The sequence below is a fragment of the Variovorax sp. SG517 genome (genome assembly GCF_013376045.1).
In the GTDB taxonomy this organism is placed as follows: Bacteria; Pseudomonadota; Gammaproteobacteria; order Burkholderiales; family Burkholderiaceae_C; genus Variovorax.
Genome location: NZ_JABMJG010000003.1, coordinates 618,562 through 642,646, shown reverse-complemented (window position 1 = coordinate 642,646; position 24,085 = coordinate 618,562). Strand labels below are relative to the sequence as shown.

General features: G+C 68.4%; 28 protein-coding genes. 17 read left to right on the top strand and 11 right to left on the bottom strand.

Going from position 1 to position 24,085, the window contains the following annotated elements; genetic code table 11:
• Positions 1-28 precede the first annotated feature (28 nt).
• The gene (locus tag FHT32_RS12375) at positions 29-1,681 is read right to left on the bottom strand and encodes an efflux RND transporter periplasmic adaptor subunit (RefSeq protein WP_176664913.1); all 1,653 of its coding nucleotides are present in this window, start codon (positions 1,679-1,681) and stop codon (positions 29-31) included.
• Positions 1,682-2,007: 326 nt separating this feature from the next.
• Here FHT32_RS12375 and FHT32_RS12370 point away from each other — a divergent pair, with 326 nt between their 5' ends.
• From FHT32_RS12370 to FHT32_RS12350, 5 genes are read left to right on the top strand one after another with little or no spacing between them, the layout of a single operon-like run.
• Entirely contained in the window at positions 2,008-2,529 is a 522-nt protein-coding gene (locus FHT32_RS12370) for a DUF6622 family protein (RefSeq protein ID WP_176664912.1), read from the top strand.
• Positions 2,530-2,568: 39 nt separating this feature from the next.
• Complete coding sequence (locus FHT32_RS12365) at positions 2,569-3,528, top strand: sterol desaturase family protein (RefSeq protein ID WP_176664911.1); 960 nt, start codon at positions 2,569-2,571, stop codon at positions 3,526-3,528.
• Positions 3,525-3,824 carry a 2TM domain-containing protein gene (locus FHT32_RS12360; protein ID WP_176664910.1) on the top strand — a complete coding sequence of 100 codons (300 nt, stop codon included), beginning with the start codon at positions 3,525-3,527 and terminating at the stop codon, positions 3,822-3,824. The genes FHT32_RS12365 and FHT32_RS12360 overlap by 4 nt, the downstream gene beginning before the upstream one ends.
• Positions 3,821-4,897, top strand: coding sequence for a sensor histidine kinase (locus tag FHT32_RS12355; RefSeq protein ID WP_371132169.1), 1,077 nt, complete (start codon positions 3,821-3,823; stop codon positions 4,895-4,897). The genes FHT32_RS12360 and FHT32_RS12355 overlap by 4 nt, the downstream gene beginning before the upstream one ends.
• A 32-nt stretch (positions 4,898-4,929) precedes the next feature.
• Positions 4,930-5,763, top strand: coding sequence for a LytTR family DNA-binding domain-containing protein (locus FHT32_RS12350; protein WP_176664909.1), 834 nt, complete (start codon positions 4,930-4,932; stop codon positions 5,761-5,763).
• An 81-nt stretch (positions 5,764-5,844) separates the two neighbouring features.
• On the opposite strand, the gene FHT32_RS12345 is transcribed toward FHT32_RS12350, so the two are convergent.
• Complete coding sequence (locus FHT32_RS12345; RefSeq protein WP_176664908.1) at positions 5,845-6,189, bottom strand: hypothetical protein; 345 nt, start codon at positions 6,187-6,189, stop codon at positions 5,845-5,847.
• Between the two features lie 150 nt (positions 6,190-6,339).
• On the opposite strand from FHT32_RS12345, the gene FHT32_RS12340 reads away from it, so the two are divergent.
• Entirely contained in the window at positions 6,340-8,157 is a 1,818-nt protein-coding gene (locus FHT32_RS12340; protein ID WP_176664907.1) for a glutamine--tRNA ligase/YqeY domain fusion protein, read from the top strand.
• A gap of 16 nt (positions 8,158-8,173) precedes the next feature.
• Here the strand turns inward: FHT32_RS12340 and FHT32_RS12335 are convergent, their stop codons facing one another.
• Positions 8,174-8,482 carry a hypothetical protein gene (locus tag FHT32_RS12335; RefSeq protein ID WP_176664906.1) on the bottom strand — a complete coding sequence of 103 codons (309 nt, stop codon included), beginning with the start codon at positions 8,480-8,482 and terminating at the stop codon, positions 8,174-8,176.
• A 92-nt stretch (positions 8,483-8,574) separates the two neighbouring features.
• On the opposite strand from FHT32_RS12335, the gene FHT32_RS12330 reads away from it, so the two are divergent.
• From FHT32_RS12330 to FHT32_RS12310, 5 genes are all read left to right on the top strand, one after another.
• Complete coding sequence (locus tag FHT32_RS12330; protein ID WP_176664905.1) at positions 8,575-9,147, top strand: pseudouridine synthase; 573 nt, start codon at positions 8,575-8,577, stop codon at positions 9,145-9,147.
• Between the two features lie 43 nt (positions 9,148-9,190).
• On the top strand, positions 9,191-10,102 hold the full coding sequence (locus tag FHT32_RS12325; RefSeq protein ID WP_176664904.1) for a M23 family metallopeptidase: 912 nt from the start codon (positions 9,191-9,193) through the stop codon (positions 10,100-10,102).
• Between the two features lie 18 nt (positions 10,103-10,120).
• Positions 10,121-10,444: a hypothetical protein gene (locus FHT32_RS12320; RefSeq protein ID WP_176664903.1), complete on the top strand. Its 324-nt coding sequence runs from the start codon at positions 10,121-10,123 to the stop codon at positions 10,442-10,444.
• 68 nt (positions 10,445-10,512) lie between these two features.
• Positions 10,513-10,803, top strand: coding sequence for a nucleotidyltransferase family protein (locus tag FHT32_RS12315; RefSeq protein WP_176664902.1), 291 nt, complete (start codon positions 10,513-10,515; stop codon positions 10,801-10,803).
• Positions 10,800-11,156, top strand: coding sequence for a DUF86 domain-containing protein (locus FHT32_RS12310; RefSeq protein ID WP_176664901.1), 357 nt, complete (start codon positions 10,800-10,802; stop codon positions 11,154-11,156). The genes FHT32_RS12315 and FHT32_RS12310 overlap by 4 nt, the downstream gene beginning before the upstream one ends.
• Positions 11,157-11,193: 37 nt before the next feature.
• Here the strand turns inward: FHT32_RS12310 and FHT32_RS12305 are convergent, their stop codons facing one another.
• The 4 genes from FHT32_RS12305 to FHT32_RS12290 form a co-directional block, all read right to left on the bottom strand.
• On the bottom strand, positions 11,194-12,129 hold the full coding sequence (locus tag FHT32_RS12305) for a succinylglutamate desuccinylase/aspartoacylase family protein (protein WP_176664900.1): 936 nt from the start codon (positions 12,127-12,129) through the stop codon (positions 11,194-11,196).
• A gap of 111 nt (positions 12,130-12,240) precedes the next feature.
• Positions 12,241-13,218, bottom strand: a complete 978-nt coding sequence (locus FHT32_RS12300) for an MBL fold metallo-hydrolase (protein ID WP_176664899.1) — start codon at positions 13,216-13,218, stop codon at positions 12,241-12,243.
• 82 nt (positions 13,219-13,300) lie between these two features.
• Complete coding sequence (locus tag FHT32_RS12295) at positions 13,301-14,503, bottom strand: ammonium transporter (protein ID WP_176664898.1); 1,203 nt, start codon at positions 14,501-14,503, stop codon at positions 13,301-13,303.
• A 152-nt stretch (positions 14,504-14,655) separates the two neighbouring features.
• Positions 14,656-15,612: a LytTR family DNA-binding domain-containing protein gene (locus tag FHT32_RS12290; protein ID WP_176664897.1), complete on the bottom strand. Its 957-nt coding sequence runs from the start codon at positions 15,610-15,612 to the stop codon at positions 14,656-14,658.
• Positions 15,613-15,776: 164 nt separating this feature from the next.
• On the opposite strand from FHT32_RS12290, the gene FHT32_RS12285 reads away from it, so the two are divergent.
• Positions 15,777-17,024 carry an acyltransferase family protein gene (locus FHT32_RS12285; protein WP_176664896.1) on the top strand — a complete coding sequence of 416 codons (1,248 nt, stop codon included), beginning with the start codon at positions 15,777-15,779 and terminating at the stop codon, positions 17,022-17,024.
• Here the strand turns inward: FHT32_RS12285 and FHT32_RS12280 are convergent.
• Positions 16,936-17,382, bottom strand: a complete 447-nt coding sequence (locus FHT32_RS12280) for a PaaI family thioesterase (RefSeq protein ID WP_176664895.1) — start codon at positions 17,380-17,382, stop codon at positions 16,936-16,938. The genes FHT32_RS12285 and FHT32_RS12280 overlap by 89 nt on opposite strands.
• A 222-nt stretch (positions 17,383-17,604) precedes the next feature.
• Between FHT32_RS12280 and FHT32_RS12275 the strand changes: the two genes are divergently transcribed.
• Together FHT32_RS12275 and FHT32_RS12270 are read left to right on the top strand one after the other, a co-directional pair.
• Positions 17,605-19,254, top strand: coding sequence for a DUF4139 domain-containing protein (locus FHT32_RS12275; protein WP_176664894.1), 1,650 nt, complete (start codon positions 17,605-17,607; stop codon positions 19,252-19,254).
• Between the two features lie 138 nt (positions 19,255-19,392).
• Positions 19,393-20,214, top strand: coding sequence for a hypothetical protein (locus FHT32_RS12270; protein WP_176664893.1), 822 nt, complete (start codon positions 19,393-19,395; stop codon positions 20,212-20,214).
• Positions 20,215-20,239: 25 nt separating this feature from the next.
• Here FHT32_RS12270 and ylqF read toward each other — a convergent pair whose 3' ends face one another.
• Positions 20,240-21,202 (bottom strand): ribosome biogenesis GTPase YlqF, encoded by a 963-nt coding sequence (gene ylqF / locus FHT32_RS12265; protein WP_176664892.1) that lies wholly within the window; start codon positions 21,200-21,202, stop codon positions 20,240-20,242.
• Between the two features lie 240 nt (positions 21,203-21,442).
• Between ylqF and FHT32_RS12260 the strand changes: the two genes are divergently transcribed.
• From FHT32_RS12260 to FHT32_RS12250, 3 genes are all read left to right on the top strand, one after another.
• Complete coding sequence (locus tag FHT32_RS12260) at positions 21,443-22,069, top strand: cell envelope protein SmpA (RefSeq protein WP_176664891.1); 627 nt, start codon at positions 21,443-21,445, stop codon at positions 22,067-22,069.
• A gap of 145 nt (positions 22,070-22,214) precedes the next feature.
• The gene (locus FHT32_RS12255; RefSeq protein ID WP_176664890.1) at positions 22,215-22,643 is read left to right on the top strand and encodes a CBS domain-containing protein; all 429 of its coding nucleotides are present in this window, start codon (positions 22,215-22,217) and stop codon (positions 22,641-22,643) included.
• A 121-nt stretch (positions 22,644-22,764) separates the two neighbouring features.
• Positions 22,765-23,124, top strand: coding sequence for an HPF/RaiA family ribosome-associated protein (locus FHT32_RS12250; RefSeq protein ID WP_176664889.1), 360 nt, complete (start codon positions 22,765-22,767; stop codon positions 23,122-23,124).
• Here FHT32_RS12250 and FHT32_RS12245 read toward each other — a convergent pair.
• On the bottom strand, positions 23,111-23,584 hold the full coding sequence (locus FHT32_RS12245; protein ID WP_176664888.1) for a MerR family transcriptional regulator: 474 nt from the start codon (positions 23,582-23,584) through the stop codon (positions 23,111-23,113). The genes FHT32_RS12250 and FHT32_RS12245 overlap by 14 nt on opposite strands.
• Positions 23,574-23,993: a nuclear transport factor 2 family protein gene (locus tag FHT32_RS12240; protein WP_176664887.1), complete on the bottom strand. Its 420-nt coding sequence runs from the start codon at positions 23,991-23,993 to the stop codon at positions 23,574-23,576. The genes FHT32_RS12245 and FHT32_RS12240 overlap by 11 nt, the downstream gene beginning before the upstream one ends.
• Between the last annotated feature and the right edge of the window lie 92 nt (positions 23,994-24,085).

Here is a 24,085-nt window from a genome sequence, read left to right as displayed (position 1 = left end):
TCCGCGCGATTGCGTTCAGCGCCGCTCGTCATGGGCCGCGCCTGCCCTGTCCGCCTTCGCCGCGGCCTTCGGACATGCGCTGCCAGCGCTCCAATGCCGCCGGATCGCCGCGGTCGAGTGCTTCAAGGAAGCGCTTGCGGCGCTCGAGCTGCTCGGGGTTGTCCTTGGCCGAGTCGAGCATGCGCTGGCGCTGCTCGGCGGTCGGGAGCTTCGCAGGCGCCGGGGCTGATTCGGCCGGGGACGGGGCGGCCGGAGCAGCGGGAGCCGTTGCAGCCGACGGCGCAGCCGGTGTCGCGGGTGTCGCGGGTGTCGCAGGAGCCTCGCCCTTCGGCCGCGCCTCACCGTTGGCGCCGCCAGCACCGCCATGCCGGCGCCCGCCGCGCGCACCGCCGGCGGGTGCCGACGCCGCGCCGGCCGGCCGGTCGACCTGGGTCTGCACCCGCGCGCCGTCCTTCAACCGGTCGCCGCCCTCGGTCACGACCTGCTCGCCGGCCTTCAGGCCGGACATGATCGCCACGTTGTCCACGCTCGACTCGCCGCGCGTCACCGGACGCTGCGACACCGTGCTGTCGTCGTTCAGCACATAGACGTAGTCGCCGTTGGGCCCGTGGCGCAGCGCCGTGACGGGCACGACCACTGCGCTGTTCACCGTGCGCAGCAGCAGCCGCAAATTGACGAACTGGTTGGGGAACAGCGCGTTGTCGGCGTTGGAGAAGCGGGCCTTGGCCTTCACGGTGCCGGTGGCGGTGTCGACCAGGTTGTCCAGCGTGGAGAAGGTGCCGTCGGCCAGCCGCCGCGTGCGGGTGCGGTCGAAGGCGGTGGCGTCGAGCTTCGCGCCCTGGCCCAGGCGCTCCTGCACCTCGGGCACGCGGTCCTGCGGAATGGCGAATTCGACGTCGATGGGCGCGATCTGCGTGATGGTCGCCACGCCGTTGGTGGTGCCCGTGGAGATGTAGTTGCCCGCGTCCACCGGGCGCAGGCCGATGCGGCCGCTGGCCGGCGCGGTGATGCGGCTCCAGGCGAGGTTGAGCCTGGCGGTGTTCTCGTTGGCGCGGTCGATGGCCACCGTGCCTTCGAGCTGCTTGACCAGCGCGGCCTGGGTGTCCACGTCCTGCCGGGCGATGGAGTCCTGGCCCAGCAGGGTCTGGTAGCGCTGCAGCGTCACGCGCGCCGCCGCGAGCTGCGCCTCGTCGCGCTGGCGGGCACCGGCGGCCTGGTCCAGCGCGTTCTGGAAGGGCTGCGGGTCGATGGTGGCCAGCACGTCGCCCTTCTTGACCATCTGCCCTTCCTGGAAGAGCACGGCCGTGAGCACACCCGACACCTGCGGCTGCACGATCACGTTCGCCAGCGGCGTGACGGTGCCCAGCGCCTCGAGCTGCACCGGAATGTCGGCCTGCCGGGCCGTGGCGATGCCGACCGTGCTGGAGGCCGCGCCGCCACCGCCGCCACGCCCACCCGGGCCGCCCGGACCTCCGGGACCGCCCTGCCGCCCGGCGCCCGGGCCCGCACCGGGGCCGGCGGCCGGCATCTTCGAGCGCTGGACCAGATACCAGGCGCCGCCGCCCAGCACCGCCAGCAGCAGCAATGCCAGCAGGCTGCCCATCCAGCGGCGTCTGCGTACCGTCGGATGCGTGGGGGACACGGTGGAAGGCAGAGGCTCGGTTGGTTTTTCTTGTTCCATGGACGGTGCGTGCGAAGGGTGCAGAGGTGCGGACCAGCGTAGTACAGCGCGGATGGTAGTCCGGCTCTTTGCTGGGCCGTAAAGCGACGGTAAAGCTGAACGGGAGCCTCTTGCGGCCTCCTCGATGTCTCCTCAGAGCCTCCTCGAAGTTTCCCCAAACCCGCTCGAAACCCCGCAATTCGCGCTGCCGGGCTGCAATTCGCGCCGCCTGCGCGCATTCCGTCGCACGCCGGTGGCCGGGGCGGGCGGGCATCGGCACAGTCCAACCCATCGATCCCATCCCCGCAGTCTTTTCAGTTTTCCTTCACCTTCCACGGAGTGCCGCCATGCTGATGCAAATCATCCTTCACACGCCCAAGTGGGTGTTCGCCGTCTTCTTCCTGCTGCTGTGGCTCGGCGCCCGCCAGCTGCTGACCAACCAGGTGAGCCTGACCCGCGTGACGCTGATGCCCCTCGCCATGGGCGGCCTGTCGGTCTACGGCGTGGTTTCGGCCTTCGGCGATTCCTTCGGCGCCCTGCTGGGCTGGGCCGCCGCCGCGGCCGCGATGGCGGCGCTGGTGCTGCAGCGCCCGCTGCCCGCCGCCACCCGATACGACGCGGCCGCGCGCCAGTTCCAGGTGGCCGGCAGCCCGGTGCCGCTGATGCTCATGATGGCCATCTTCCTGACCAAGTACGTAGTGGCCGTCGCGCTGGTCCTGCACCCCGAGCTGCGCCAGCAGGCCGCCTTCGCCATTGCGGTGCCCGTGCTGTACGGCGCGTTCAGCGGCGTCTTCGTGGCCCGCGCGGTGCGCCTGTGGAAGCTGGCCATCCGCACTGACGCTATGTCGGCCGCCGCCCGCGCCGCCTAATATTCCCGGGCCACGACTTCCAGAAGAAGACACGCCGCCATGAACGCGCTCTTGCTGATCCTCAAGATATCCGTCACGGTGGTGCTCGCCGCCTCCTTCGCCGAGGCCCTGGTGCTCTCATGGCGCAACGGCTGGCGCAGCTACGACTGGAAGGCCGCCGGCGTCTCGGTGTTCGACTTCCTGGTGCGCGAATACCCCCTGCGCTGGCTGCTGCCCCTGGCCTTCTGGACCGGCGCGATGGACTGGTTCTACGCCCACCGCCTCTTCACCCTGCCGATGGACCACTGGACCGGTTGGGCCGCCTGCTTCATCGGCCAGGAGTTCTGCTACTACTGGTACCACCGCGCGGCGCACCGGGTGCGCTGGTTCTGGTGCACCCATTCCATCCACCATTCGCCGAACCAGCTGAACCTGTCGGCCGCCTACCGCTTCGGCTGGACCGGCCGCCTCACCGGCACCCTGGCCTTCTTCATGCTGGCGCCGCTGCTGGGCATGCCGCCGCGGGTGATCCTGCTGATGCTCACGCTGAACCTGCTGTACCAGTTCTGGATCCACGCGACCTGGATCCCGCGCCTCGGACCGCTGGAATGGGTGCTCAACACCCCCTCGGCCCACCGCGTGCACCACGCCTCGAACCTGGAATACCTGGACGGCAACTACGGCGGCGTGCTGATCGTGTTCGACCGCCTGTTCGGCACCTACATTCCCGAGCGCGCCGACGTGCCCTGCCGCTACGGGCTGGTCAACCCGGTCACCACGCACAACATCCTGGAGATCGAGTTCGGCCAGTGGCGCGCTCTCTTTCGCGACCTCGCCTCGGCCCGCTCGGTGCGCGCCTTCGTCGGCTATCTCGTGAAGCCGCCCGGCTGGAAGCCCGACGGCCCCGGCGACACGACCGAGGAGCTGCGCCAGCGCGCGGCCCTGCAGGCGGCGCCGGCCGGCCAGCCTGCCGTTGCCGCCGCCGATTTCATTCCTGTCCAATACAAGGAGCTGTCATGACTTCCTACGCATCGTCCGATTCCTCCCGCTCCGACATCGAGCGCCTCGCCCGCCGCCGCGCCGGCGCCAAGATGGGCTGGTACGTCCATGCCTTCGTCTACGTGCTGGTCAACCTGGGGCTGGTCGCCATCTCGGCCGCCAACGGCCGCAGCTGGGCGATGTATCCGCTCATGGGCTGGGGGCTGGGGCTGCTGATCCATGGCGCGGTGATCTGGTTCATCGCGCCCGGCGGCGGCTTCTACGACCGGCTGGTGGAGCGCGAGCGCCGCGCGCTGGGCTCGCGGAACCACGGATGAGCCTGGTCCAGCCCGCGGCCGACGTTCCCGGCAGGTTCAGGCTCGAGAACCTGAAGTCCATGCTGCGGCATGGGCTGATCACCGCCGTCTTCTGCTGCCTCATCGCCACCGCGATGACCATCACGGGCGGCGACAACTGGGCCGGCCACCTTGTCTATTCGCTGGCGATAGGCACCGTGAGCTGGCTGTTCATCGACATCGGCCGGCTCCTGATCAGCGGGCACGGCGAATCGCTGTGGCCCAGGTGGCCGTGGGGATTCGTGCTGGTCGCGGCTGGCGCGACGGTCGGCTTCGTGGTGGGCAACCTCATCGGCGACGCCCTGTTCGGCGCGCCCCGGTACGACTTTCTCGACATCAGGGGCCACAAGCTGGCCACCGGCGTCACGATCACCCTCATCGCGACCGTCGGCATGTGCTTCTTCTTCTACAGCCTCGGCAAGAGCAAGCACATGCAGAGCCAGATCGAGCTGGCCCAGCGCAACGCCACCGAGGCACGGCTGAAGCTGCTGGAGACGCAGCTGGAGCCGCACATGCTCTTCAACACGCTGGCCAACCTGCGCGTGCTGATCACCGTCGATCCGCCGCGCGCCGTGGCCATGCTCGACCGGCTCAACAGCTACCTGCGCATGACGCTCAGCGGCTCGCGCGCGCTCTCGCATCCGCTGTCGGCCGAATTCGAGCGGCTGGGCGACTATCTGGAGCTGATGTCGGTGCGCATGGGCGACCGGCTGCGCTACACGCTCGACTTGCCGGCCGACCTGCGCGACGTGCCGGTGCCGCCGCTGCTGCTGCAGCCGCTGGTGGAGAACAGCATCCGCCACGGCCTGGAGCCGAAGGTGGAAGGCGGAGAGATCGTCGTGCGCGCGCGCACGGAAGCCGGACAGCTGGTGATCGAGGTGAACGACACCGGCGTGGGCCTCGGCGCGGCGCCGCCTTCGGAAGGCAGCGGCTTCGGGCTGGAGCAGGTTCGCGAGCGGCTGGCCACTGTCTACGGTGCGCAGGGCCGCATGAGCATCGGGCCTGCGCCCGGTGGCGGCACCAGCACCACGCTGAGCTTTCCGGCACCGGCCTGAATGCGAACAGCCCACACGACAACAACGACAAGATGACCAACCCGACCGCCCTCATCGCAGAAGACGAACCCCTGCTCGCCCAGGCCCTCAAGGCAGAGCTGGCCGCCGCATGGCGCGGGCTGCAGATCGTCGCCACCGCCGGCGACGGCCGAAGCGCCGTGCGCGAGGCGCTGAGGCTGCTGCCGCAGGTGCTGTTCTTCGACATCCGCATGCCCGGCCTCGACGGGCTGGGAGCCGCCGCCGAACTGGCCGACAGCTGGCCCACCGACGAGGCGCCCATGCCGCAACTGGTGTTCGTGACGGCCTACGACGAATACGCCGCCCGCGCCTTCGAGGCACAGGCCATCGACTACGTGCTCAAGCCGGTTCAGCCCGACCGCCTGCGCAAGACCGTTGGCCGGCTGCAACAGGCGCTGGCCGCGCGCCAGCCGGCGCCCACGCCCGCGCTGGCAGACGCGGCGCTGGAGCAGACGCTCGCCCAATGGCGCCAGGTGCTGGGGGCCGCCGGGGCCGGAGCCGCTTCGGCCGCGCCGGCTCCCCTGCGCATGATCGCCGCCAGCGACGCCGGCGGCAGCACGGTGCGCATGGTGCCGATCGACGAAGTTCTTTACTTCGAGGCGGCCGACAAATACCTGCGCGTGCTGACCGCCGCGCACGAGTACCTGATCCGCACCCCGCTGAAGCAGTTGCTGCCCCAGCTCGACGCCGACACCTTCTGGCAGGTGCACCGGGCGGTGGTGGTGCGCAGCTCGGCCATCGAATCGGTGCACCGCGACGAGGCCGGCAAGCTGCACCTGATGCTGCGAGGGCGGGCCGAGAAGATTCCGGTCAGCCGGCTCTACGCCCATCTTTTTCGCGCCATGTGAAATCAGGCGGGCGAGCGCCCAAAGAAAAGCCGGCCCTTTCGGAGCCGGCTTTTTTCATTCAGTCACGATTGCCGTGGCGTTTTAACGCCAGTGGCCATGTCCGCGGTAGTAGCCACGACCGTAGTAGCGCGGGCCGTAATAGGCCGGCGGACCGTAGTAGACCGGGGCCGGACGGTAGTACACCGGCGGCGGCGGCGCGTAGTAGACGGGAGCCGGCGGCGCGTAATAGACAGGTGCCGGCGGCGTGTAGACCGGGGCCGGGTAGTAGGCCGGGCTGCCCACGCCCACTGCCACGCCCGGAACGCCGACGCCGATCGACCAGCTCACATCGCTGCGGGCGCTGGCCGAAGTGGCGGCAAACAAAGCACCGGCTGCCACGACGCCCGCGGCGGCCCACTTGAAAAAGGTTGAACGCGTGAAGTTCATGATCCTGCACTCCTTGTATGGTCGGGCTGCGTTCGGGTATGAACCGCCCATGTGGTGTATTGAACGCGGCAAATGCAAAGAGGGTGCACTCGGCATTGTGAAGAAAGTTGCCAAAGGTAACCCATAAGGGGTGCACCCTAAAATGCAACGATGACCTCCCCGACCGACAAAAACGGTAGCAAAACAACCGCCGCCCCGAGCAATTTCCTGCGCCATGTGATCGAGAACGACCTCGCACAGGGTGCTTATTCTGGCCGCAAGTGGGGCGGATCGCCCGGCAACGCCGCTCATCATGCGCAGGGCATGGCCGATCCGGCCAAGGTGCGCATGCGCTTCCCGCCCGAGCCCAACGGCTACCTGCACATCGGCCACGCCAAGAGCATCTGGCTCAATTTCGAGCTGGCCAAGGAATACGGCGGCGTGAGCCACCTGCGCTTCGACGACACCAACCCCGAGAAGGAAGACCAGGAATACGTCGATTCCATCCGCGACGCGGTGAAGTGGCTCGGCTACGAGACCTACCTGGCCGACCGCCCCTGCGCCCCCGGCACGCTGCAGCCGCACGAGTATTTCGCGAGCGACTACTTCGACTTCATGTACGAGGCCGCCGAATACCTCATCGGCGCCGGCCTCGCCTACGTCGACGAGCAAACGGCCGAGGAAGTGCGCGCGAACCGCGGCGACTTCAACACGCCCGGCACCGACAGCCCCTTCCGCACCCGCACGCCTAAAGAGAACCTGGCGCGATTCCGCGCCATGCGCGACGGCCAGGTGGCCGACGGCGCCGCCATCCTGCGCGCCAAGATCGACATGGCCAGCACCAACATCAACATGCGCGACCCCGCGCTGTACCGCGTGCGCCGGGCCCACCACCACAACACCGGCGACAAGTGGTGCATCTACCCGATGTACACCTACGCGCACCCCATCGAGGACGCGCTGGAGCAGATCACCCACAGCATCTGCACGCTCGAGTTCGAAGACCAGCGCCCCTTCTACGACTGGCTGCTCGACCGCCTCGCCGAAGGCGGCCTCGTCGCCAGCCCGCACCCGCGCCAGTACGAATTCGCACGCCTGAACGTGACCCACGTGCTCACCAGCAAGCGCAAACTGCGCCAGTTGGTCGAAGAGAAATACGTCGACGGCTGGGACGACCCGCGCATGCCCACCATCGCCGGCCTGCGCCGCCGCGGCTATACGCCCGAGGCGCTGCGGCTGTTCTGCGAACGCAGCGGTACCACCAAGTCGGGCGGCTGGATCGACTACGCCAGCCTCGAAGCCGCGCTGCGCGACACGCTCGACCCCGTCGCACCGCGCGCCATGGCGGTGCTCGACCCGGTCAAGCTGGTCATCACCAACTGGGGCGAGCTGATGGGCGGGGACGATGCGCTCGACGACTGCTCCGCCCCGGTGCACCCGCACCACCCCGAAATGGGCCACCGCGAGTTCAAGCTTGGCCGCGAGGTCTGGATCGAGCGCACCGACTACGAAGAAGTGCAGCCCAAGGGCTTCTTCCGCCTGTTCCCCGGCAACAAGGTGCGGCTGAAGTACGGCCACGTCATCGAGTGCATCGGCGGCACGAAGGACGCAGATGGCAAGCTCGTCGAAGTGCAGGCCAAGCTGGTGCCCGACACCAAGAGCGGCACCCCCGGCGCCGACGCGATCAAGGTGAAGGGCAACATCACCTGGGTGGCGGCCGCCGACGCGGTGCCGGCGGAGGTTCGGCTGTACGAACGGCTGTTTGCCGCCGCCAACCCGGGCAGCGGCGAACTGCTGGAAGAGCTGAACAAGAACAGCCTGGAAGTGTGCTCGGCCTTCGTCGAGCCCTCGCTGACCAAGGCCGAGCCCGGCGTCGGCATCCAGTTCGAGCGGCACGGCTACTTCGTGCTCGACGCGAAGGCCAGCGGCGCCGTCGGCAAGCCGGTGTTCAATCGCGCGGCCGGGATGCGGGACAGCTGGGGCAAGTAAGCCCCACCGGCAGCCTCTATTCGGGCCGCTTGTAGACCACGCCCATCACCGCGCTGTTCTCGTCGGTGGTGCACACGGCGGATCTTCCCTGCGGCCCGACCTTCAGGTTGACCGTGTAGACGCCGTCGCGCGGCGTGCTGCCCTTGTCGGCCGCGATGCTGCCCGGCGGCACCCTGAGTTCGCGCGCAGCCGCCGCCACGCAGTTCTTCGCGCTGGCCTCGGGCGCGCCGCCCACGCGGATGGCCGTGCTGTTGCACGCCGCCAGCAGCAGGCTGGCCATCGCCGCGCAGGCGAGTTGGATGGAGCTTCGCATCGTGGTCGTCATACCGGATTCCCTGTGTCTCGAGTGAACAGGTCCATTGGAGCCTCGCCGGCCGCCGGAGGTTGCAGGACAGACCCGGGCTATCCTGTCGGCACATGAATCGTCCGAGCCCTTCTTCTCGTTCATCGTCCTCTTCCTCGCGGCTGATCCGCTTCAACAAGCCTTATGGCGTGCTCAGCCAGTTCACGCCCGAAGGCCGCTGGCGCGGCCTGAAGGAGTTCATCGACATCCCCGGCGTCTACGTCGCCGGCCGGCTCGACGCCGACAGCGAGGGCCTGCTGCTGCTCACCGACGACGGCAAGCTGCAGGCGCACATCGCCGACCCGCGCTTCAAGATGGAGAAGATCTACTGGGTGCAGGTCGAAGGCGAGCCGACCGAAGAGGTGCTCGCCGCCCTGCGCTCGGGCGTGCAGCTCAACGACGGCCCCACTCGCCCGGCTCGCGCCCGGCTGCTCGATCCGCCCCCCGAAGTGTGGGAACGGCAGCCGCCCATCCGCGAGCGCAAGAGCATTCCCACAGCGTGGATCGAACTGGGCATCCGCGAGGGCCGCAACCGGCAGGTGCGGCGCATGACGGCGGCCGTGGGGCTGCCAACGCTGCGGCTGATCCGCGCCGCAATCGGGCCGCATACGCTCGAAGGACTGGCGCCGGGAACCTGGCGCGAATAGCGCGGCCCTCCCCTCATCCAACCGAACCACTGCCTTTTTCTCAATGAAGCACATACCCGCTCCTCCTCGCGACTTCGCCGCTTTCGCCCTGAACCGCCGCAGCGCCGTCCTCGGCACCGTCGGCCTCCTCGCCACGATGCATGCCGGCGCTGCGACCCAGGCCAAGGCGAAGAAGCAACCGGCGGCGGCACCCGACGTGTGGCCCCACGCATCGCAGGTGCCGGGCGGCGTGGCCCGCCTGTCGCTGGGCCCGTCGGCCAAGCGGCCCCAGGCCTTCTCGGGCGACATCCCCGTGCTGGTGCTCGGCGACACCATCGAATGGACCGCCGTCGTCGGCATTCCCCTCACGACGGAACCCGGCGAAGCCCGCATCACGGTGCGCACCGAAGGCAAGCCCGAACGCCAGATCGCCTACACGGTCGCCCCGAAGCAATACCGCGAACAGCGCCTCACCGTGGCTCCGCGCACCGTCGACCTCTCGCCTGAGGACGAGGCCCGCTACGTCAAGGAGCGCGAGCACCTCGCCGTGGTGACGGCCACCCTCACCGACATGCGCCCCGACACCGTGCTGAAGATGCGCGTACCGGTGCCCGGCCGCCGCTCCAGCTCCTTCGGCCTGCGCCGCGTGTTCAACGGCCAGTCGCGCAATCCGCACAGCGGCATGGACATCGCCGCCGGCACCGGCACGCCGGTGCTCGCGCCAATGCCCGGCAAGGTGATCGATACGGGCGACTATTTCTTCAACGGCGGCACCGTCTGGCTAGACCACGGCGGCGGCCTGCTGACGATGTACTGCCACCTCAGCCGCATCGACGTGAAGGTGGGCGACGTGATGAAGACCGGCGAGCAGCTCGCCGGCGTGGGCGCGACCGGGCGGGTGACGGGGCCGCACCTGCACTGGTCGGTGATGCTGAACCGGGCGATGGTGGATCCGGCGTTGTTCATTGCGGCCTGACACGGAACCGCCGCGACGATGTCCGCCGCCCCCGCTTTCACCGAAGCCTGCCTCGCCACGTCGATCCGTCCCGGCAGCCGGCGAGACATCCTTGCGCTGCTCAACGAGCGCCTGCACCCTGCGCTGCAGGCCATCGTCGCGGCCGAGGTCGCCTCGGGAAATCGCGTCTGCGACGCCGGCACCGACTGGCCCGACACCGGTTCCGTGCACATCACGCTCGACAGGCACTTCGACAACCGCCACGCCAGCGCAGAGGCCGTCTTCAGCCCCTGCGACGACCCGCACTACTGGCATGCGGACTACAGCACCGTGGACAAGCCCCGGCACCTGCTGATCTGCTGACTGGCTGGCTGACCGACCAGCCTCGCGGTCTGAGGGCCCTGGAGCAGCCAAACATTACACTCGGCTCCATGCGCCCCTCCGAAGCCCTGTCGCTGCATCGTGATCGCATCCGCGAGATCGCATTGAGCCATCACGTCAGCAGCGTGCGAGTGTTCGGTTCAGCATTGCGCGGCGAGGACAGCGCCGACAGCGACCTCGATCTACTGGTGGAACCCACGGCGCAAACCACGCTCATGGACATCGGGGCCATCAGGCATGAGCTGAAGAGCCTGCTGGGCATGGAAGTGGACGTACTCACGCCCAACGGCCTGCCTCCCAAGTTTCGCGATCAGGTGCTGCGCGAGGCTGTGCCGGTATGAGCCGAAGAGATCCGCAACGGGTGGCGGATTATCTAGGTCACATCCTGCAAGCGATCGACAGCATCCGCGACTACACGAGCGGCGCTACAGCCGACAGTTATCTGGCCGATCGCAAGACCCAGGACGCGGTGGTGCGCAACCTGGAAGTCATCGGCGAAGCCAGCAACAACATCGTGAAGCATCACGCGGAATTCGCGGCGGCCCACTCCGCTGTTCCATGGCGCTTCGCCTACGAGATGCGCAACGCGCTTTCCCACGGCTACTTCACCATCGATCACACCCTTGTCTGGCAAACCGTCCAGCACGATTTGCCGTCGCTTCGCGAGCAGATCGTGCGGCTGTTGAAAAACTGAGCCCCCGTGCCCCTGGTTGGCGTGGGGACGCCGGGTATCAGATCGGCTTGGTCAGATACACCGCCTCCCGCCCCACGATCGTGCGCTGCGCTGGCATGAAGATCGTGCAGTCATCGCACAGCGCACGAATCTCCTCCTCGCCGTTGGTCGCGATCAGTTCGCCCTTGGCGAAGGTCTCGAAGCCGATCAGCGGGCGCACGAAGGCGAAGTCCGGCGACTTGATGACGTAGGTCTGCAACAGCTGGAAGCGGCGCTGCGGCTCGAGCGGCGGGCTCGCCGGGTCCTTGTCGACGAGGCCGAAGTAGGCGAGGAAGTCATACGTGACGGCGGTGGCGAGGTCGGAGGCCGAGCGCAGGAAGTGCTGGCCGCACTCGACCACCATCGCCACGCCCTTGCCATCGGGGCCGCCGTGGCTGCCGTACTGGATGAGCGGCGTGCCCGAGCCCAGGCCGTCGGGCATCACGAGGTGCACCGAGGGGCGGCCGATGGCCTGCGCGACCTTGGCGTTGCGCTCGAAGGCCGGGTACACCCAGAAAGGCACGACGGGCTGGCTGGTCGAGTGGATGTCGAGGATGTGGTCGGCCGCCTCCACCACCGGGCGCAGGATGCGCGCGCGGCTCAGCTCGGGGCTGTCTTCGGTGCCGTCGAGCCATTCGGGCGACCAGATGCGGTTGAGGTTGTGCACGAGCTGCCGGCTGTCGAAGGGCAGCGCCTCGTTGAACGACTCGTACGCCGCCACGTTGGCGAAGCTCACGGTGAGCGTGCCGGTCTTCGGGCGCACGTTGTTGTCGAGCAGGTGCGTGGCCGCCGTCATGCCGCAAATCTCGTTGCCGTGCGTGAGCGCGTTGATCAGCACGTGCGGGCCGGGCTTGCCGGACTCGAAGCGGTGCACGTAGTCGACGCCTACGTTGCCCTTGCGGTAGGCGGAGAGGTCTCGGGGGAGGACTTCGAGGGCGGGAGGAGCTTGGGTCATGGGGCGGATGGATGATGAAAGCGAAGCAGCCGGCCAGTTTGCTACAGGGCGCGCATTCGCGCCCGCGCTCGTCGCAACACCGGGCCGCGCCGCTCAAGCTTCACCGGTGGCTCATCGCACCTGCTGGTAGTCCACCGGCACCCAGACGTAGCCCTTGCCCTCGGCCCGCACGTGGCCCAGCCCCGGGAACGGCAGGTGTGCGCTGCCGACCAGGTAGCGGCCCTTGGCTGCATCGGCGTATGCCTTCTTGCGCTCGGCCGCCGCGGGCTTGGAGTCGACGTCAAAGGAAATGGTGATCTGCGGCTGCGCGAACTGCACCGCGGCCACGTGCATCAGGTCGCCCCACAGCACCAGCTTCTGGCCCTTGGACTCGACGACGTAGATGTTGTGGCCGGGCGTGTGGCCGTGGGCGGGCACGGCCTTGATGCCGGGCGCCAGCTCGGTGCCGCCCTTCATGCCCTTGAACTTGCCGGCTTCCACGTACGGGTTGAGCGAGGCCATCGCGCCCTGGAAGAAGCCCTTCATCTCGGCCGAGGCCTTCTCCAGGTTGGCCTTGTTCAGCCAGAAGTCGGCGTCTTCCTGCCCGGCGTGGATGGTGGCGTTGGGAAAGACCAGCTTGCCGTCCTGCACCAGTCCGCCGACGTGGTCGCCGTGCATGTGGGTGATGAGCACGTCGTCGACCTGCTCCGGCTGGTAGCCGGCGGCTTTGAGGTTGGCCTGCAGGTTGCCAAGCGTGGGGCCGAAGAGGCCGCCGGCGCCGGTGTCGACCAGCACCAGCTTGCTGCCGGTGTTGATGAGGTAGCCATTCACCGAGGTGGGCACGGCGTCCTTCTCGAAGCCGCGGTCGAGCAGCTTGCCGACCTGTTCCTGGGTGGTGTTGGTGAGCAGCTTCTTGGGCTCGAGGTCGAGGGTGCCGTCGAAGAGCGCCGTCACCTCGAAGTCGCCGAGCATCATCCGGTAGAAGCCCGGCGCCTGGGTCTTGACCTGCGGCGCGCCGGCGAGCGCCGTGGAAGAAAACAAAAGCATCAGCAGGCTGCCGGCCATCGCGGCGATGCCCTGGCGCAGCCAGCGAGCGGGTGTTGTTGTCATGGTTCGGCTCCTCGGTAGTTTGAAGGGGCGCCGAGAATAGCCGAGGCAGGCCGGCCCTGCAGCGTGCCTGCCTACCGGCTGGCTACCAGTTGACCTCGCGCTCCGGGGTCGCCGAGATGTGATGGATCGACAGGTCGGCGCCGTCGTACTCCTCTTCCTGCGACAGCCGCAGCCCCGCCACCGCCTTGAGCGCGCCGTACACCGCCGCACCCGCCAGCGCGGCCCAGGCCACGCCCATCACCGTGCCGATGAGCTGCGCCCACACGTTCACGCCGCCGATGCCGCCCAGCGCCTGCGTGCCGAAGATGCCAGCCGCGATGCCGCCCCAGGTGCCGCACAGGCCGTGCAGCGGCCACACGCCCAGCACGTCGTCGATCTTCCATTTGTTCTGCGTGAGCGTGAACAGCTTGACGAAGATGCCGCCCGCCACGCCGCCCACCACCAGCGCACCCAGCGGATGCATCAGGTCGGAGCCGGCGCACACCGCCACCAGGCCGGCGAGCGGGCCGTTGTAGACGAAGCCGGGGTCGTTCTTGCCCATGGCCAGCGCCACCAGCGTGCCGCCGACCATCGCCATCAGCGAGTTGACGGCCACCAGGCCGGAGATCTTGTCGATGCTCTGCGCGCTCATCACGTTGAAGCCGAACCAGCCCACGCACAGCACCCAGGCGCCCAGCGCCAGGAACGGGATGTTCGACGGCGGATGCGCGCTCAGCGAGCCGTCGCCCCGGTAGCGGTTGCGCCGCGCGCCCAGCAGCAGCACCGCCGGCAGCGCCAGCCAGCCGCCGACCGCGTGCACCACCACCGAGCCCGCGAAGTCATGGAACTCGTGGCCGGTGAGCGAGGCGATCCAGCCCTGGATGCCGAAATGCTTGTTCCAGGCGATGCCCTCGAAGAGCGGATAGACGAAGCCGACGATCACCGCCGTGGCAATGAGCTGCGGCCAGAACTTGGCCCGCTCGGCGATGCCGCCCGAGATGATGGCCGGAATGGCCGCCGCGAATGTCAGCAGGAAGAAGAACTTCACCAGCTCGTAGCCGCTCTTTGCCGACAGTTCGGTGGCGCTCACGAAGAAATGCGTGCCGTAGGCCACGCCGTAGCCGACCAGGAAATACACGATGGTCGAGACCGAGAAGTCGACCAGGATCTTCACCAGCGCATTGACCTGGTTCTTCTTGCGCACGGTGCCCAGTTCCAGAAAGGCAAAGCCGGCGTGCATGGCCAGGACCATGATGGCGCCGAGAAGGATGAACAGCGCGTCTGCGCCCTGTTTGAGTGCGTCCATTGGAGCTTGTTGCGGGTTTTTGGTTTGAATTGGTGCGTCGCACCGGAATCAACCAGCGCGACCGGCCAATGAAGCAAAAATGGTGCCTATAGGCTCTTCGATGGTGCGACATGAACCAATAGCGGGCCGATCAAGCCCCGCCACGCACCGCTTCAGCCCGCGCCGACGCCTGTCCGCAGCGCGTCCCTGTATCGCCGGCTGCAGGGCACGGTGGTGCCGTCATGCATGTGCAGCCGGGCGTCGCCGCCGTCCAGCGGCTCGATCTCCTTGATGCGCCCCAGGTTCACCGCATGGCTGCGGTGCACGCGCACGAAGAGCGCGGGGTCGAGCTGGGTCAGGAAGTCGGTCAGCGTGGATCGCAGCAGGTAGTCGTGCCCGTTGACGTGCAGGCCGACGTAGTTGCCCTCGGCCTGGAGCCAGTCGATGTTGGTGGCGGCGATGAGGAATTCGCGGCGCAGCTTGCGGACCAGGAAGCGCTCGGGGCGCGATGGCGGCGGCGCAGGAAGCGCTTCTGCGGCCGGGGGTTCAAATCCCCCCGCCTCCGCCGAGTTCGGGCCCGAGGCAACAGCCGGCGCGGCCACCGCCCCATCCTCCGGCACGTCCAACACTCGCGCCTCCCCCTGCAACCGCAGCAGGAACAGCCGATACGCCCAGATGCCGAAGACGATGCTCACGTACACCCGCACGTCCTTGAGGTACTCGTACCCCCACTGGCTCACCCAGCCCCCGAAGTCGTAGCGTTCGCCCGCCATGGCGTACACCAGCGCCCGCAGCCCGAACATGCCCACCACGTGGACCACGCTGAACGCCAAGCTCGCCACCGCATGCCAGGCAAGGAAGCGCAGCAGGTGTGTGCGCACCAGCGGCGACAGCCGGCGTTCCACCATCGCCAGCGCCGGCACCAGGAGCAGCAGCATCAGGTGGCTGGACACCTCCCACGTCGCGACCTCCCAGTTGGGCCGGGGCACGGCGCGCGTGCGCATGTCGACGATTGCCACCATCGTGCTGAACACGGCCTGCAGCGTCAGCAGCACGATCCAGAAGGCCACCTCCAGCGGACGGCGGATCCGCGCGTAGCGTTCGTACAGGTTCTTGCGGGGGTCTCCCATGCGGGGAATTTTCGCGAAAAGGCCCCGGGGACGGCCGGTTCGGGCCGGATTTCGTCCCAACCGGCCACCGCTCGTCACAAAGCGGGGGCGATCCATCCCCTGGCCGCACCTCGCGGAAGCGGCCCGGCCGAGCATGGCGGCCTTCCCGCTTCGAGAACCCGCCCATGACCGCAGACCCCAATCCCGCAACCCCACCCGACCACCGCCGCCACGACATCGACGCCCTGCGCGCACTGGCCTTCCTCTTCGTCATCCTGTACCACGTGGGCATGTACTACGTGGCCGACTGGCCCTGGCACCTCAAGAGCCCGCACGCGGCCGAATGGCTGCAATGGCCGATGCGCGTCCTGAACCTGTGGCGCATGGACCTGGTCTTCCTGATCTCGGGCGTGTCCCTCGGCTTCCTGAGCCGGGGACAGGGCACCTGGGCCCTGCTGCGCAGCCGAGGCCTGCGGCTGATGCTGCCGCTGGCCTTCGGCATGGCGGTGGTCGTGCCCTACCAGGCCTACGCGCAGGGCGTGGCCAACGGGCTGGTCGCACCAGGCTTCGGCGCCTTCCTGCTGCGCTACCTGTCGATGGCGCAACCGTGGCCGAAGCAGGCCTTCGACGGCGCGGAGTTCGGCATCACCTGGAACCACCTCTGGTACCTGCCCTACCTGTTCACCTACACGGCGCTGATCGCGCTGACGCTGCCGCTGTGGAAATCCGCCGCCGGCCAACGGGTGCGCGGCGCCTTCAACGGCCTGCGCGGCTGGAAGCTGCTGCTGTTGCCGGTGCTGCCGCTGCTGGTCTTCACGATGCTGCTGGCCTCGCGCTTCCCGGCCACGCACAACCTGGTGCGCGACTTCCACCTGCACAGCCTCTACTTCACGATGTTCCTCTACGGCTACTGGATGGGCGTGGACACCGGCATATGGAAGGAGCTGGAGCGGCTGCGCCGCGTGTCGCTCGCGCTGGCCGTCGCGGTGATCGCGGCCTTCATCGCACTGCGCGCCGGCATGAAGAGCCCGCTGCCGGGGCTGCTGGTGGACACGCTGCGCATGCTCTACCTCTGGCTGGCGGTGGCGACCATCCTCGGCCACGGCCATCGCCACCTGAACCGCCCCTGGCCCTGGCTGCGCTGGGCGAACGAGTCGGTGTACCCGTGGTACGTGCTGCACCAGACGCTGATCATCGTCGGCGTGACGCTGCTGGCGCCGCTCGCGCTCGGACCGGTCGTCGAACCCGCGCTGCTCATCGCGCTGACGCTGCTGGGCTGCTGGCTCCTGACGGACGGGCTGATCCGCCGCACCAACCTGCTGCGGCCACTCTTCGGACTCAAGCTCAGGCGGCGGGCTCCGGCTTCTTCGGCGGCACGGGGGCAGGCTCTTCCACAGGAACCAGGATGGCGTTCCCCGTCGCCACGAGCTTGAGCGAATCGGCACTGTCGCCCTGCGTATAGAGCTCTGCGGCCGCGAATACCTGCTTGCGCCCGGCCTTCACAACGCGCCCGCGTGCGACGAACGCGCGGCCGATGGCGGGCGAGATGCAGTTCACCGAGAAATGCGAAGCCAGCACACGGCCCGCCACGGTGGCGGCCGCGTAGCCGCTCACGGTGTCGAGCATCGCGCCGATCATCCCGGCGTGCAGGAAGCCGGCGTACTGGCCCATGTCCTCCTCGCGCCAGTCCATGCGCAGTTCGGCTTCGCCGTTGGCGGCGCTGGTCACTTCGAAGCCGGCCCATCGGTTGAAGGCGGCGGTCCTGTTGATGGCCTGGATGGTGTCGAGCATGGCTGCGTGTCCTTGTCCTGGGTTGCGGGAAAGACGATGCGGCCACTCTATGAAGCGCGCCCTGCATCCGCCGTCGCGCGCGCGACCGGAAACGCCGCGGCGGTTGCGTTGGCGACAGCACCGAGAGGCAGGCGAACTTTTTTTGGCGATGCCTTAACCCCGTTCGCCGGGGCCGTCCGTATGAGCCGGGGTCATTCATCAATTCCGCTCCAGAGGCACCCCATGAAAACATCGACTTCCGCCCTCCTCCGCGCCACCGCCGGTGCCGCTGTGCTGCTGGTCCTGAGCCTCAGCGCCCAGGGGCAGGCAGCAACGCAGCAGGCCGTGGCGGCCGATTCGCGCATCACGCAGGTCAAGGTCTACCCCGGCAGCGCCACCGTGGAGCGCGTGGCGCGCGTCTCGGCCGGCGCGCGCTCGGTCACCTTCGCCTGCCTGCCTGCGGGGCTGGACGTGCAGAGCCTGCAGGTGTCGGCCGATGCCTCGGTACGCATCGGCGAGACCTCCGTGCTCAGCGAGCAGCGCGAGCTCTCCGCACGCTGCTCGACCAGCCCGCTCGACGGCCGCATCCGCGAGCTCGAAGACCAGAAGGCCGCCCTGCAGGCCGAGAACGACGCGCTGGGCATGGTCACCGGCTACCTCAAGGGCCTGGCCGGCGGCGGCGATGCCAATTCAGGCGCCCGCGCACCGATGGACGCGCGCAACCTCGTCGCGACGACCGAGGCCATGCGCCGCACCGGGCAGGACTCGCTGCTCAAGCAGCACCAGATCCAGCGCAAGCAGGCCGAGATCGACCGCCAGCTCAACCCGCTGCTGGCCGAGCGCACCCGCACCCAGGGCAACGGCGGACAGGTGACCGCCGTCACGGTGACGCTGGCCGCCGGCGCCGACGCCGATGTGAAGCTCAGCTACCAGGTCGCCGGCCCCGGCTGGACGCCCACCTACCGCGCGCTGCTCGACACCGCCACGCGCAAGGTGCGCATCGAACGCCAGGCGCTGGTGGCGCAGGCCACGGGCGAGGACTGGCGCGGCGTGAAGCTGGTGCTTTCCACCGGCCAGCCGCGCCGTGAAACCACGGGCCGCCTGCCGACGGCATGGCGCATCGGCATCGAGCCGCCGCCGCGCCCGGCGGCCGAGATGGCCTTCCCCGCGGCACCGGCGGCAGCCATGGCGCCGTCCCCCATCATGGCCAGCAAGTCCATGGACAGCCGCGAGCGCCGGGTGGCGGAGCCGGTGTTCGACGTCAGCGTGTTCGACAGCAGCTTCGCCACCGAGTTTTCAGTGCCGCAGGCCATCGACGTGCCCTCCAACGGCCAGCGCGTGACCATGGCGCTGGGCCAGCACGAAGACACGGCCAGGCTGGCAGCCCGCACCAGCCCGCGCGTCGACGCCAGCGCCTTCCTCGTCGCCGAACTCGACCAGCCCGCCGGCGTGTGGCCCGCCGGCCCGATGCAGCTGTACCGCGATGGCGCCTTCGTCGGCAGCGGCCGCTGGACCGCGCCCACCGACGCGCGCCTGACGCTCTCCTTCGGCCGCGACGAACTGGTGCGCGTGCAGGCCGAGCCCGAGCGCGACAACCAGGGCACCGGCGGCTTCGCCGGCTCGCGCGCCGAGCGCAAGGTGCAGCGCGCCTACGTGGTCGAGAACCGCCACCGCACGCCGATCGCGGTGCAGGTGCTCGAAGCCGCGCCGGTCTCGGTCGACGAGAAGGTGCGCGTGGCCTCGGAGTTCTTGCCGCAGCCCGCCGAGCTGGCGTGGAACAAGCAGCCCGGCCTGGCGATGTGGCAGCTCGACCTCGCTGCCGGCCAGACCGCGCGCGTGACGGCCGACTACACCATCGGCTATCCGAAGGACGCGCGCCTGCAGATGCGCTGAGCGGCGCGCGGGCCGGCATCCCGAAGAGGCTGTCGGCATGCATCTCCTCGGCTCTCCTCAGCCAGCTGTCAGGCCCGCATGGCATCGTCCTGCGCTGAAAAGACAGAGATGGACAGCTTTTTCAGTGGAGAGAACAACGTGAGATGGTTCCATCGGCGTGATGCGCTGGTACTTTCCGCCGCGTGCGCCGCAACCGCCCTGCTGGCCGCGTCGGGTTGCGGGCAGTCGGGGGACACACCCGCGGCCGTCCCGGCGACGCCGCCCCAGCCGGGCAGCATCGAGATCACGCAGGCCGACATCGACTGGTTCCGCCGCAGCCATGCCGAGTGGGTCGGCTGCGAATCGGGCGCGCCCGCCATCGTGCCGCCCGACATGACGCTCGAGCAGTTCGGCGACGTGCTCGACGGCGGCAGCTCGCCGGTCTTCGACCGCTTCGTGGACGTGGCCGCCGCCTTCTTCCTGCACGCGAGCTTCGTGGCCGGGCACTACGCCTTCCAGCCGCCCTTCGAGAAGCGCACGGCCTTCGACGTGACGGCCGAACACATCCGCCTGCTGCAGCACGCCAACTGGAACAGCTTCATGATCGACTGCAAGCGCCCCTACGGCGACTTCACGCACTTCGAGATCGACATGGCCGACATCCTGGGCCTGCAGATCGCCAAGGACGCGAAGGGCCGCGCGCAGATCGGCATGGACGCGGAAAAGCGCATGAACGCACTGCACGCCGACATCCTGCCCACGCTGCAGGCGTACATCCGCTTCGCGCGGCTCAACCCGGGGCGCTACGTGGTGCCCGGGCGCGGCATTGCGCAGACGCGCGGAAGGCCGCTATGCAGGCCGGTGTCGGCCACGCGGCTGGCGATGTATCAGCGCGCGCTGCAGGCAGCCGGGCCTGGCTCCGGCTCGCGACGGGTCGCGGCGCTCGATGAGGCGGCTGCGGCGTTGTTCGCGCTGGACTGAGAGGCCCGCCCGGGGAGCTCGGCGCTCAACCTTCCTGCGAAGGCTGCGCCTCGGGCTTCGGCTTGCCCTTCTGCTTGCGCGCAGCCTTCTTCGCGGCGCGTTCGGCGTCCGCGTGCTGGCCGTCCGCCAGCCACGCGGCGAACTCCTCGGGCGTCTCGAGCGTGATTCGCCCCAGGTTGCCGGCGCGGAACTCGTGCATCACGATCTCGGCGGCCTTCTGCAGGTTGACGCGGCCCTTGCCCAGCAGCGCGCCGCGCTTGCGGCCGATGGTGTCGAGCAGGGCCTCGTCCTTCATGCCGGCCATGGTCTCGGCGTCGAGCTCCACCAGCTTGAAGCGCGCGGCAATGCCGGCGGCGTAGTTCGACTTGAGGTAGCCGAGCAGTTCGAGCGCCACTTCTTCCTCGTCGAAGGCGTTGCGCCCGACAGCGCCGCTGGCCGCGAGGTTGTAGCCGCTCTTGGGCACGATGATGCGCGGCCACAGCATGCCGGGCGTGTCCCAAAGATAGAAGTCGCCGGCCAGCGTGATGCGCTGTTCGAGCTTGGTGATGCCGGCCTCGTCGCCGGTCTTGGCCTTGCGGCTGCCGGTGAGCGTGTTGATGAGGGTCGACTTGCCCACGTTGGGAATGCCGCAGATCAGCACCCGCATCGGCTTGGCCAGCCCGCCGCGGTTGGGCGAGAGCTCGTGGCAGGCCTTCACGATCTGCTGGGCCGGAGTGGTCTGGCTCGCGTCGAGGGGAATGGCGCGGGTGGCCGGCAACGCGTTGTAGTGCGCCAGCCAGAGCGCGGTGCGCTCGGGGTCGGCGAGGTCCTGCTTGTTGAGCACCTTCAGCGTGGGCCGGCCGGCCGTGAGTTCGGCCAGCATTGGGTTGGCGCTGGAGCCGGGCAGGCGTGCGTCGAGCAGCTCGATGACCACGTCGATGTCCTTCACCCGCTCGGTGATGGCCTTCTGGGTCGAATACATGTGACCGGGGAACCACTGGATCGCCATCGGTGGGGGCTTCTTTCTTTCGCGCTGTCTCTGTGTGTGGGGAATGGGGCCGCGCAGGGCCGGTGCGCATTGTGAACCGGGAACCTGAACGCAAGCTGGTTGCTACGCTTTCGATAGCTGCATGCGGGCATTCTGCCTTCGTTGCCGGATTGTTCGCTCCTAGAATCCCTTGGCTGGCCACAGACTGCGGCTCGACAGCGGTCCGGCAGCGATTCCAACAACCCCGAGGGAAATCCAACCATGTTCAAGCGCCTTGCCGCTGCCGCCCTGCTGGCAGCCACCGTCGTGCCCGCGTCCATCACCGTCGCCCACGCCCAGCGGCCCTCCCCGCCGCCCGGCCCGCTGGTCAGCGGCTTCCTGTGCTGCAACATGCGCACCTACGGCGACTCGATCAGCGACATCAACTACGACGAGCAGGGCACGAGCATCGTCCCCGTGGGCACCCCGGCGCGCATCACGGCCTACGACTTCCGCTGGTTCAGCCTCGACCTCGCCGGCAAGCCGCAGCGCATCAAGAACGACTACAGCCGCAACATCCCGCTGCCGACTTTCGCGCAACGCTACGTGGTGACGGCAGACCCGAAGCAGAAGCTGGCGACCTTCCCCGCGCCGGTGCGCGACGCCATCCTCGCCGGCAAGGTGATGCCCGGCATGACGCGCGAGCAGGTGCTGATGGCCATCGCCTACCCGGTGTCCAGCGAGAACCCCAGCCTCGACGCACCCGTGTGGCGCTACTGGCGCGACAGCTGGTCGGAGTTCCAGGTGCAGTTCGACGAGAAGGGCCTGGTGAAGACGGTGGTGGGCGACGCCGTTGCGCTGAGCCGCGTGTTCATCGCCACCCCTGCGACGGCGACTGCGCAGCCTTAAGTTCTCGCGCATTGCGCGTGTCCTGCACACACGCGCATTCCCTTAGAGTTTTTTGCGCCGCGCGGTCATTCATCGCCCCTATGATTTGAGCGAGTGCGGCGCCCGAGCGTCGGTCGAATCGAAACCCTTCATGGAGTTGCCAACGATGAAACCCGTCTCCGAACTGCTCAAGCGCCATGATTCCGCGGCATGGCGCACCTCCCCCGACACCAGCGTGTTCGACGCGCTTTCCATCCTGGCGCGCTTCGAGGTGGGCGCGCTGATGGTGATGGACGGCGAGAGGCTGGTGGGCTTCCTCTCCGAGCGCGACTACACCCGCAAGGTGGCGCTGCAGGGCAAGAACTCGAAGGAAATGAAGGTGCGCGAGATCATGACGCCCGACGTGATGACCGTCACCCCCCAGACCCGCACCCGCGCCTGCATGGCGCTCATGAGCCAGCGCAAGTTCCGCCACCTGCCGGTGGTCGACGGCGACAAGGTGGTCGGCATGATTTCCATCCAGGACCTGATGGACGACATCATCTCGGACCAGGAAGCCACCATCGAGCAGCTGACCACCTACATCCAGAGCTGAGCGGGCCCGCGGCGGCATCGCAGACCCTGCCCGGCGCGCGGGTAGGGAATAGACCTACGCGCCATCCGGCGCCCGAGGGCGCACAGTGGGCCTTCGTTCATCCATCCAGCGGGGACATTGAATGCAGATACAGGTCAACACGAGCAACGGCATCACCAACAAGGACGCGCTGGAGCGTTGGGCCGATGCGGAGATCAAGCAGAACCTGAGCCGTTTCGTCGATGACGTGACGCGCGTCGAGGTACACCTGAGCGACGAGAACCACGACAAGGCCGGCAGCGGCGACAAGTGCTGCGTGATGGAGGCGCGCCTGGCGCACCACCAGCCGCTGGCGGTGACGCAGCACGCGGCGAGCCTCGACGAGGCCTTCCGGGGGGCGTCCGACAAGCTCAAGCGCCTGATCGAGAACACGCTGGGGCGGCTTCACAACCACCGGGACCGGGGCTCGATCCGCACCGATCCTGGCTTCATCGCCGAGTAGCGCCGTTTCTGCTTCTGCGCTTCCCTGGCGCGGGCGAGAGCGCCGCGGCAATGAGCGGCGGCCGGTGGCCGCTGGCCATCCACTCGTCGTAGAAGTCGATCTTGCGCTCGACCAGCGACAGCGCCCTCTTCCACCCGGCGATGGTCTCGTTGACCCGCTCGCGGTGCGCGGCCAGCATGTCGCGCCGCTCGCGTAGCGTGGTCTTGCCCTGCATGGCGAGCACGGTGTATTCGCGCATCTCGGCGATGGACATGCCGGTGCTGCGCAGCCGCTCCATCAGGTCGAGCCAGCCCACGTGCAACTCGACGTAGAGCCGCCGGCCGCCCTCGTCGCGCGCCACGCCGGGCACGAGCCCCTGCGTCTCGTACCAGCGGATGGCGTGCACCGTGCGGCCGGTTCGCGTGGCCAGTTCGCCGATGTGGAAGGGAGTGCCCCTCTCGACGGCTTTCTCAGCCGGCATGGACGGCGGCCGGAGGCTGCAACGCCTCCTGCACGAGGGCGGTGTCGAAGTACTCGGTCAGCTCTTTCACCTTGCCTCCTTCGAGTCGGTAGACGTAGCAGTAGCGGTTGTTGTAGCGCTTGCCGGCCTTGGTGGGCACGTCGCCGCTGAAGAGCACAACCACCCGGTCGCCCTCGGCGATGACGCGCTCGGTCTTGCTCCTGTAGGGCGCCGCGAACTGGGCGAAGAGCGGGTCCAGCAGCTCCTCGCGGATCGCCTTCTTGCCCCGATAGATGCGCGACCACGCGGTGCTGCCTTCGATCTTCCAGGTCGCGTCGTCGGCGAGGCTGTCGACGAAGGGCTGGCCGTTGCCCTTGTCCAGCTCGTCGTGGATGTGCTGGACGATGGCCTTGTTCTCGATCGTATTCATGGCGTGATTTCCTTTTTGTTGAACGAACCGGATACCCGGTGGATTCATTGGAAATGCTCGAGTGCGCTCTAGGTCAAGCGCGCCATGAACAC

Bases quoted from the DNA above. Each gene is read 5' to 3' on its own strand.
- FHT32_RS12365 (WP_176664911.1), top strand. From the start codon at position 2,569: ATGAACGCGCTCTTGCTGATCCTCAAGATATCCGTCACGGTGGTGCTC.
- FHT32_RS12245 (WP_176664888.1), bottom strand. From the start codon at position 23,584: ATGCCGGCTGAGAAAGCCGTCGAGAGGGGCACTCCCTTCCACATCGGC.
- FHT32_RS12260 (WP_176664891.1), top strand. From the start codon at position 21,443: ATGTTCAAGCGCCTTGCCGCTGCCGCCCTGCTGGCAGCCACCGTCGTG.
- FHT32_RS12290 (WP_176664897.1), bottom strand. From the start codon at position 15,612: ATGGGAGACCCCCGCAAGAACCTGTACGAACGCTACGCGCGGATCCGC.
- FHT32_RS12335 (WP_176664906.1), bottom strand. From the start codon at position 8,482: ATGACGACCACGATGCGAAGCTCCATCCAACTCGCCTGCGCGGCGATG.
- ylqF (WP_176664892.1), bottom strand. From the start codon at position 21,202: ATGGCGATCCAGTGGTTCCCCGGTCACATGTATTCGACCCAGAAGGCC.
- FHT32_RS12315 (WP_176664902.1), top strand. From the start codon at position 10,513: ATGCGCCCCTCCGAAGCCCTGTCGCTGCATCGTGATCGCATCCGCGAG.
- FHT32_RS12310 (WP_176664901.1), top strand. From the start codon at position 10,800: ATGAGCCGAAGAGATCCGCAACGGGTGGCGGATTATCTAGGTCACATC.
- FHT32_RS12255 (WP_176664890.1), top strand. From the start codon at position 22,215: ATGAAACCCGTCTCCGAACTGCTCAAGCGCCATGATTCCGCGGCATGG.
- FHT32_RS12275 (WP_176664894.1), top strand. From the start codon at position 17,605: ATGAAAACATCGACTTCCGCCCTCCTCCGCGCCACCGCCGGTGCCGCT.
- FHT32_RS12240 (WP_176664887.1), bottom strand. From the start codon at position 23,993: ATGAATACGATCGAGAACAAGGCCATCGTCCAGCACATCCACGACGAG.
- FHT32_RS12370 (WP_176664912.1), top strand. From the start codon at position 2,008: ATGCTGATGCAAATCATCCTTCACACGCCCAAGTGGGTGTTCGCCGTC.
- FHT32_RS12325 (WP_176664904.1), top strand. From the start codon at position 9,191: ATGAAGCACATACCCGCTCCTCCTCGCGACTTCGCCGCTTTCGCCCTG.
- FHT32_RS12295 (WP_176664898.1), bottom strand. From the start codon at position 14,503: ATGGACGCACTCAAACAGGGCGCAGACGCGCTGTTCATCCTTCTCGGC.
- FHT32_RS12320 (WP_176664903.1), top strand. From the start codon at position 10,121: ATGTCCGCCGCCCCCGCTTTCACCGAAGCCTGCCTCGCCACGTCGATC.
- FHT32_RS12250 (WP_176664889.1), top strand. From the start codon at position 22,765: ATGCAGATACAGGTCAACACGAGCAACGGCATCACCAACAAGGACGCG.
- FHT32_RS12285 (WP_176664896.1), top strand. From the start codon at position 15,777: ATGACCGCAGACCCCAATCCCGCAACCCCACCCGACCACCGCCGCCAC.
- FHT32_RS12360 (WP_176664910.1), top strand. From the start codon at position 3,525: ATGACTTCCTACGCATCGTCCGATTCCTCCCGCTCCGACATCGAGCGC.
- FHT32_RS12280 (WP_176664895.1), bottom strand. From the start codon at position 17,382: ATGCTCGACACCATCCAGGCCATCAACAGGACCGCCGCCTTCAACCGA.
- FHT32_RS12305 (WP_176664900.1), bottom strand. From the start codon at position 12,129: ATGACCCAAGCTCCTCCCGCCCTCGAAGTCCTCCCCCGAGACCTCTCC.
- FHT32_RS12350 (WP_176664909.1), top strand. From the start codon at position 4,930: ATGACCAACCCGACCGCCCTCATCGCAGAAGACGAACCCCTGCTCGCC.
- FHT32_RS12330 (WP_176664905.1), top strand. From the start codon at position 8,575: ATGAATCGTCCGAGCCCTTCTTCTCGTTCATCGTCCTCTTCCTCGCGG.
- FHT32_RS12345 (WP_176664908.1), bottom strand. From the start codon at position 6,189: ATGAACTTCACGCGTTCAACCTTTTTCAAGTGGGCCGCCGCGGGCGTC.
- FHT32_RS12340 (WP_176664907.1), top strand. From the start codon at position 6,340: ATGACCTCCCCGACCGACAAAAACGGTAGCAAAACAACCGCCGCCCCG.
- FHT32_RS12355 (WP_371132169.1), top strand. From the start codon at position 3,821: ATGAGCCTGGTCCAGCCCGCGGCCGACGTTCCCGGCAGGTTCAGGCTC.
- FHT32_RS12300 (WP_176664899.1), bottom strand. From the start codon at position 13,218: ATGACAACAACACCCGCTCGCTGGCTGCGCCAGGGCATCGCCGCGATG.
- FHT32_RS12375 (WP_176664913.1), bottom strand. From the start codon at position 1,681: ATGGAACAAGAAAAACCAACCGAGCCTCTGCCTTCCACCGTGTCCCCC.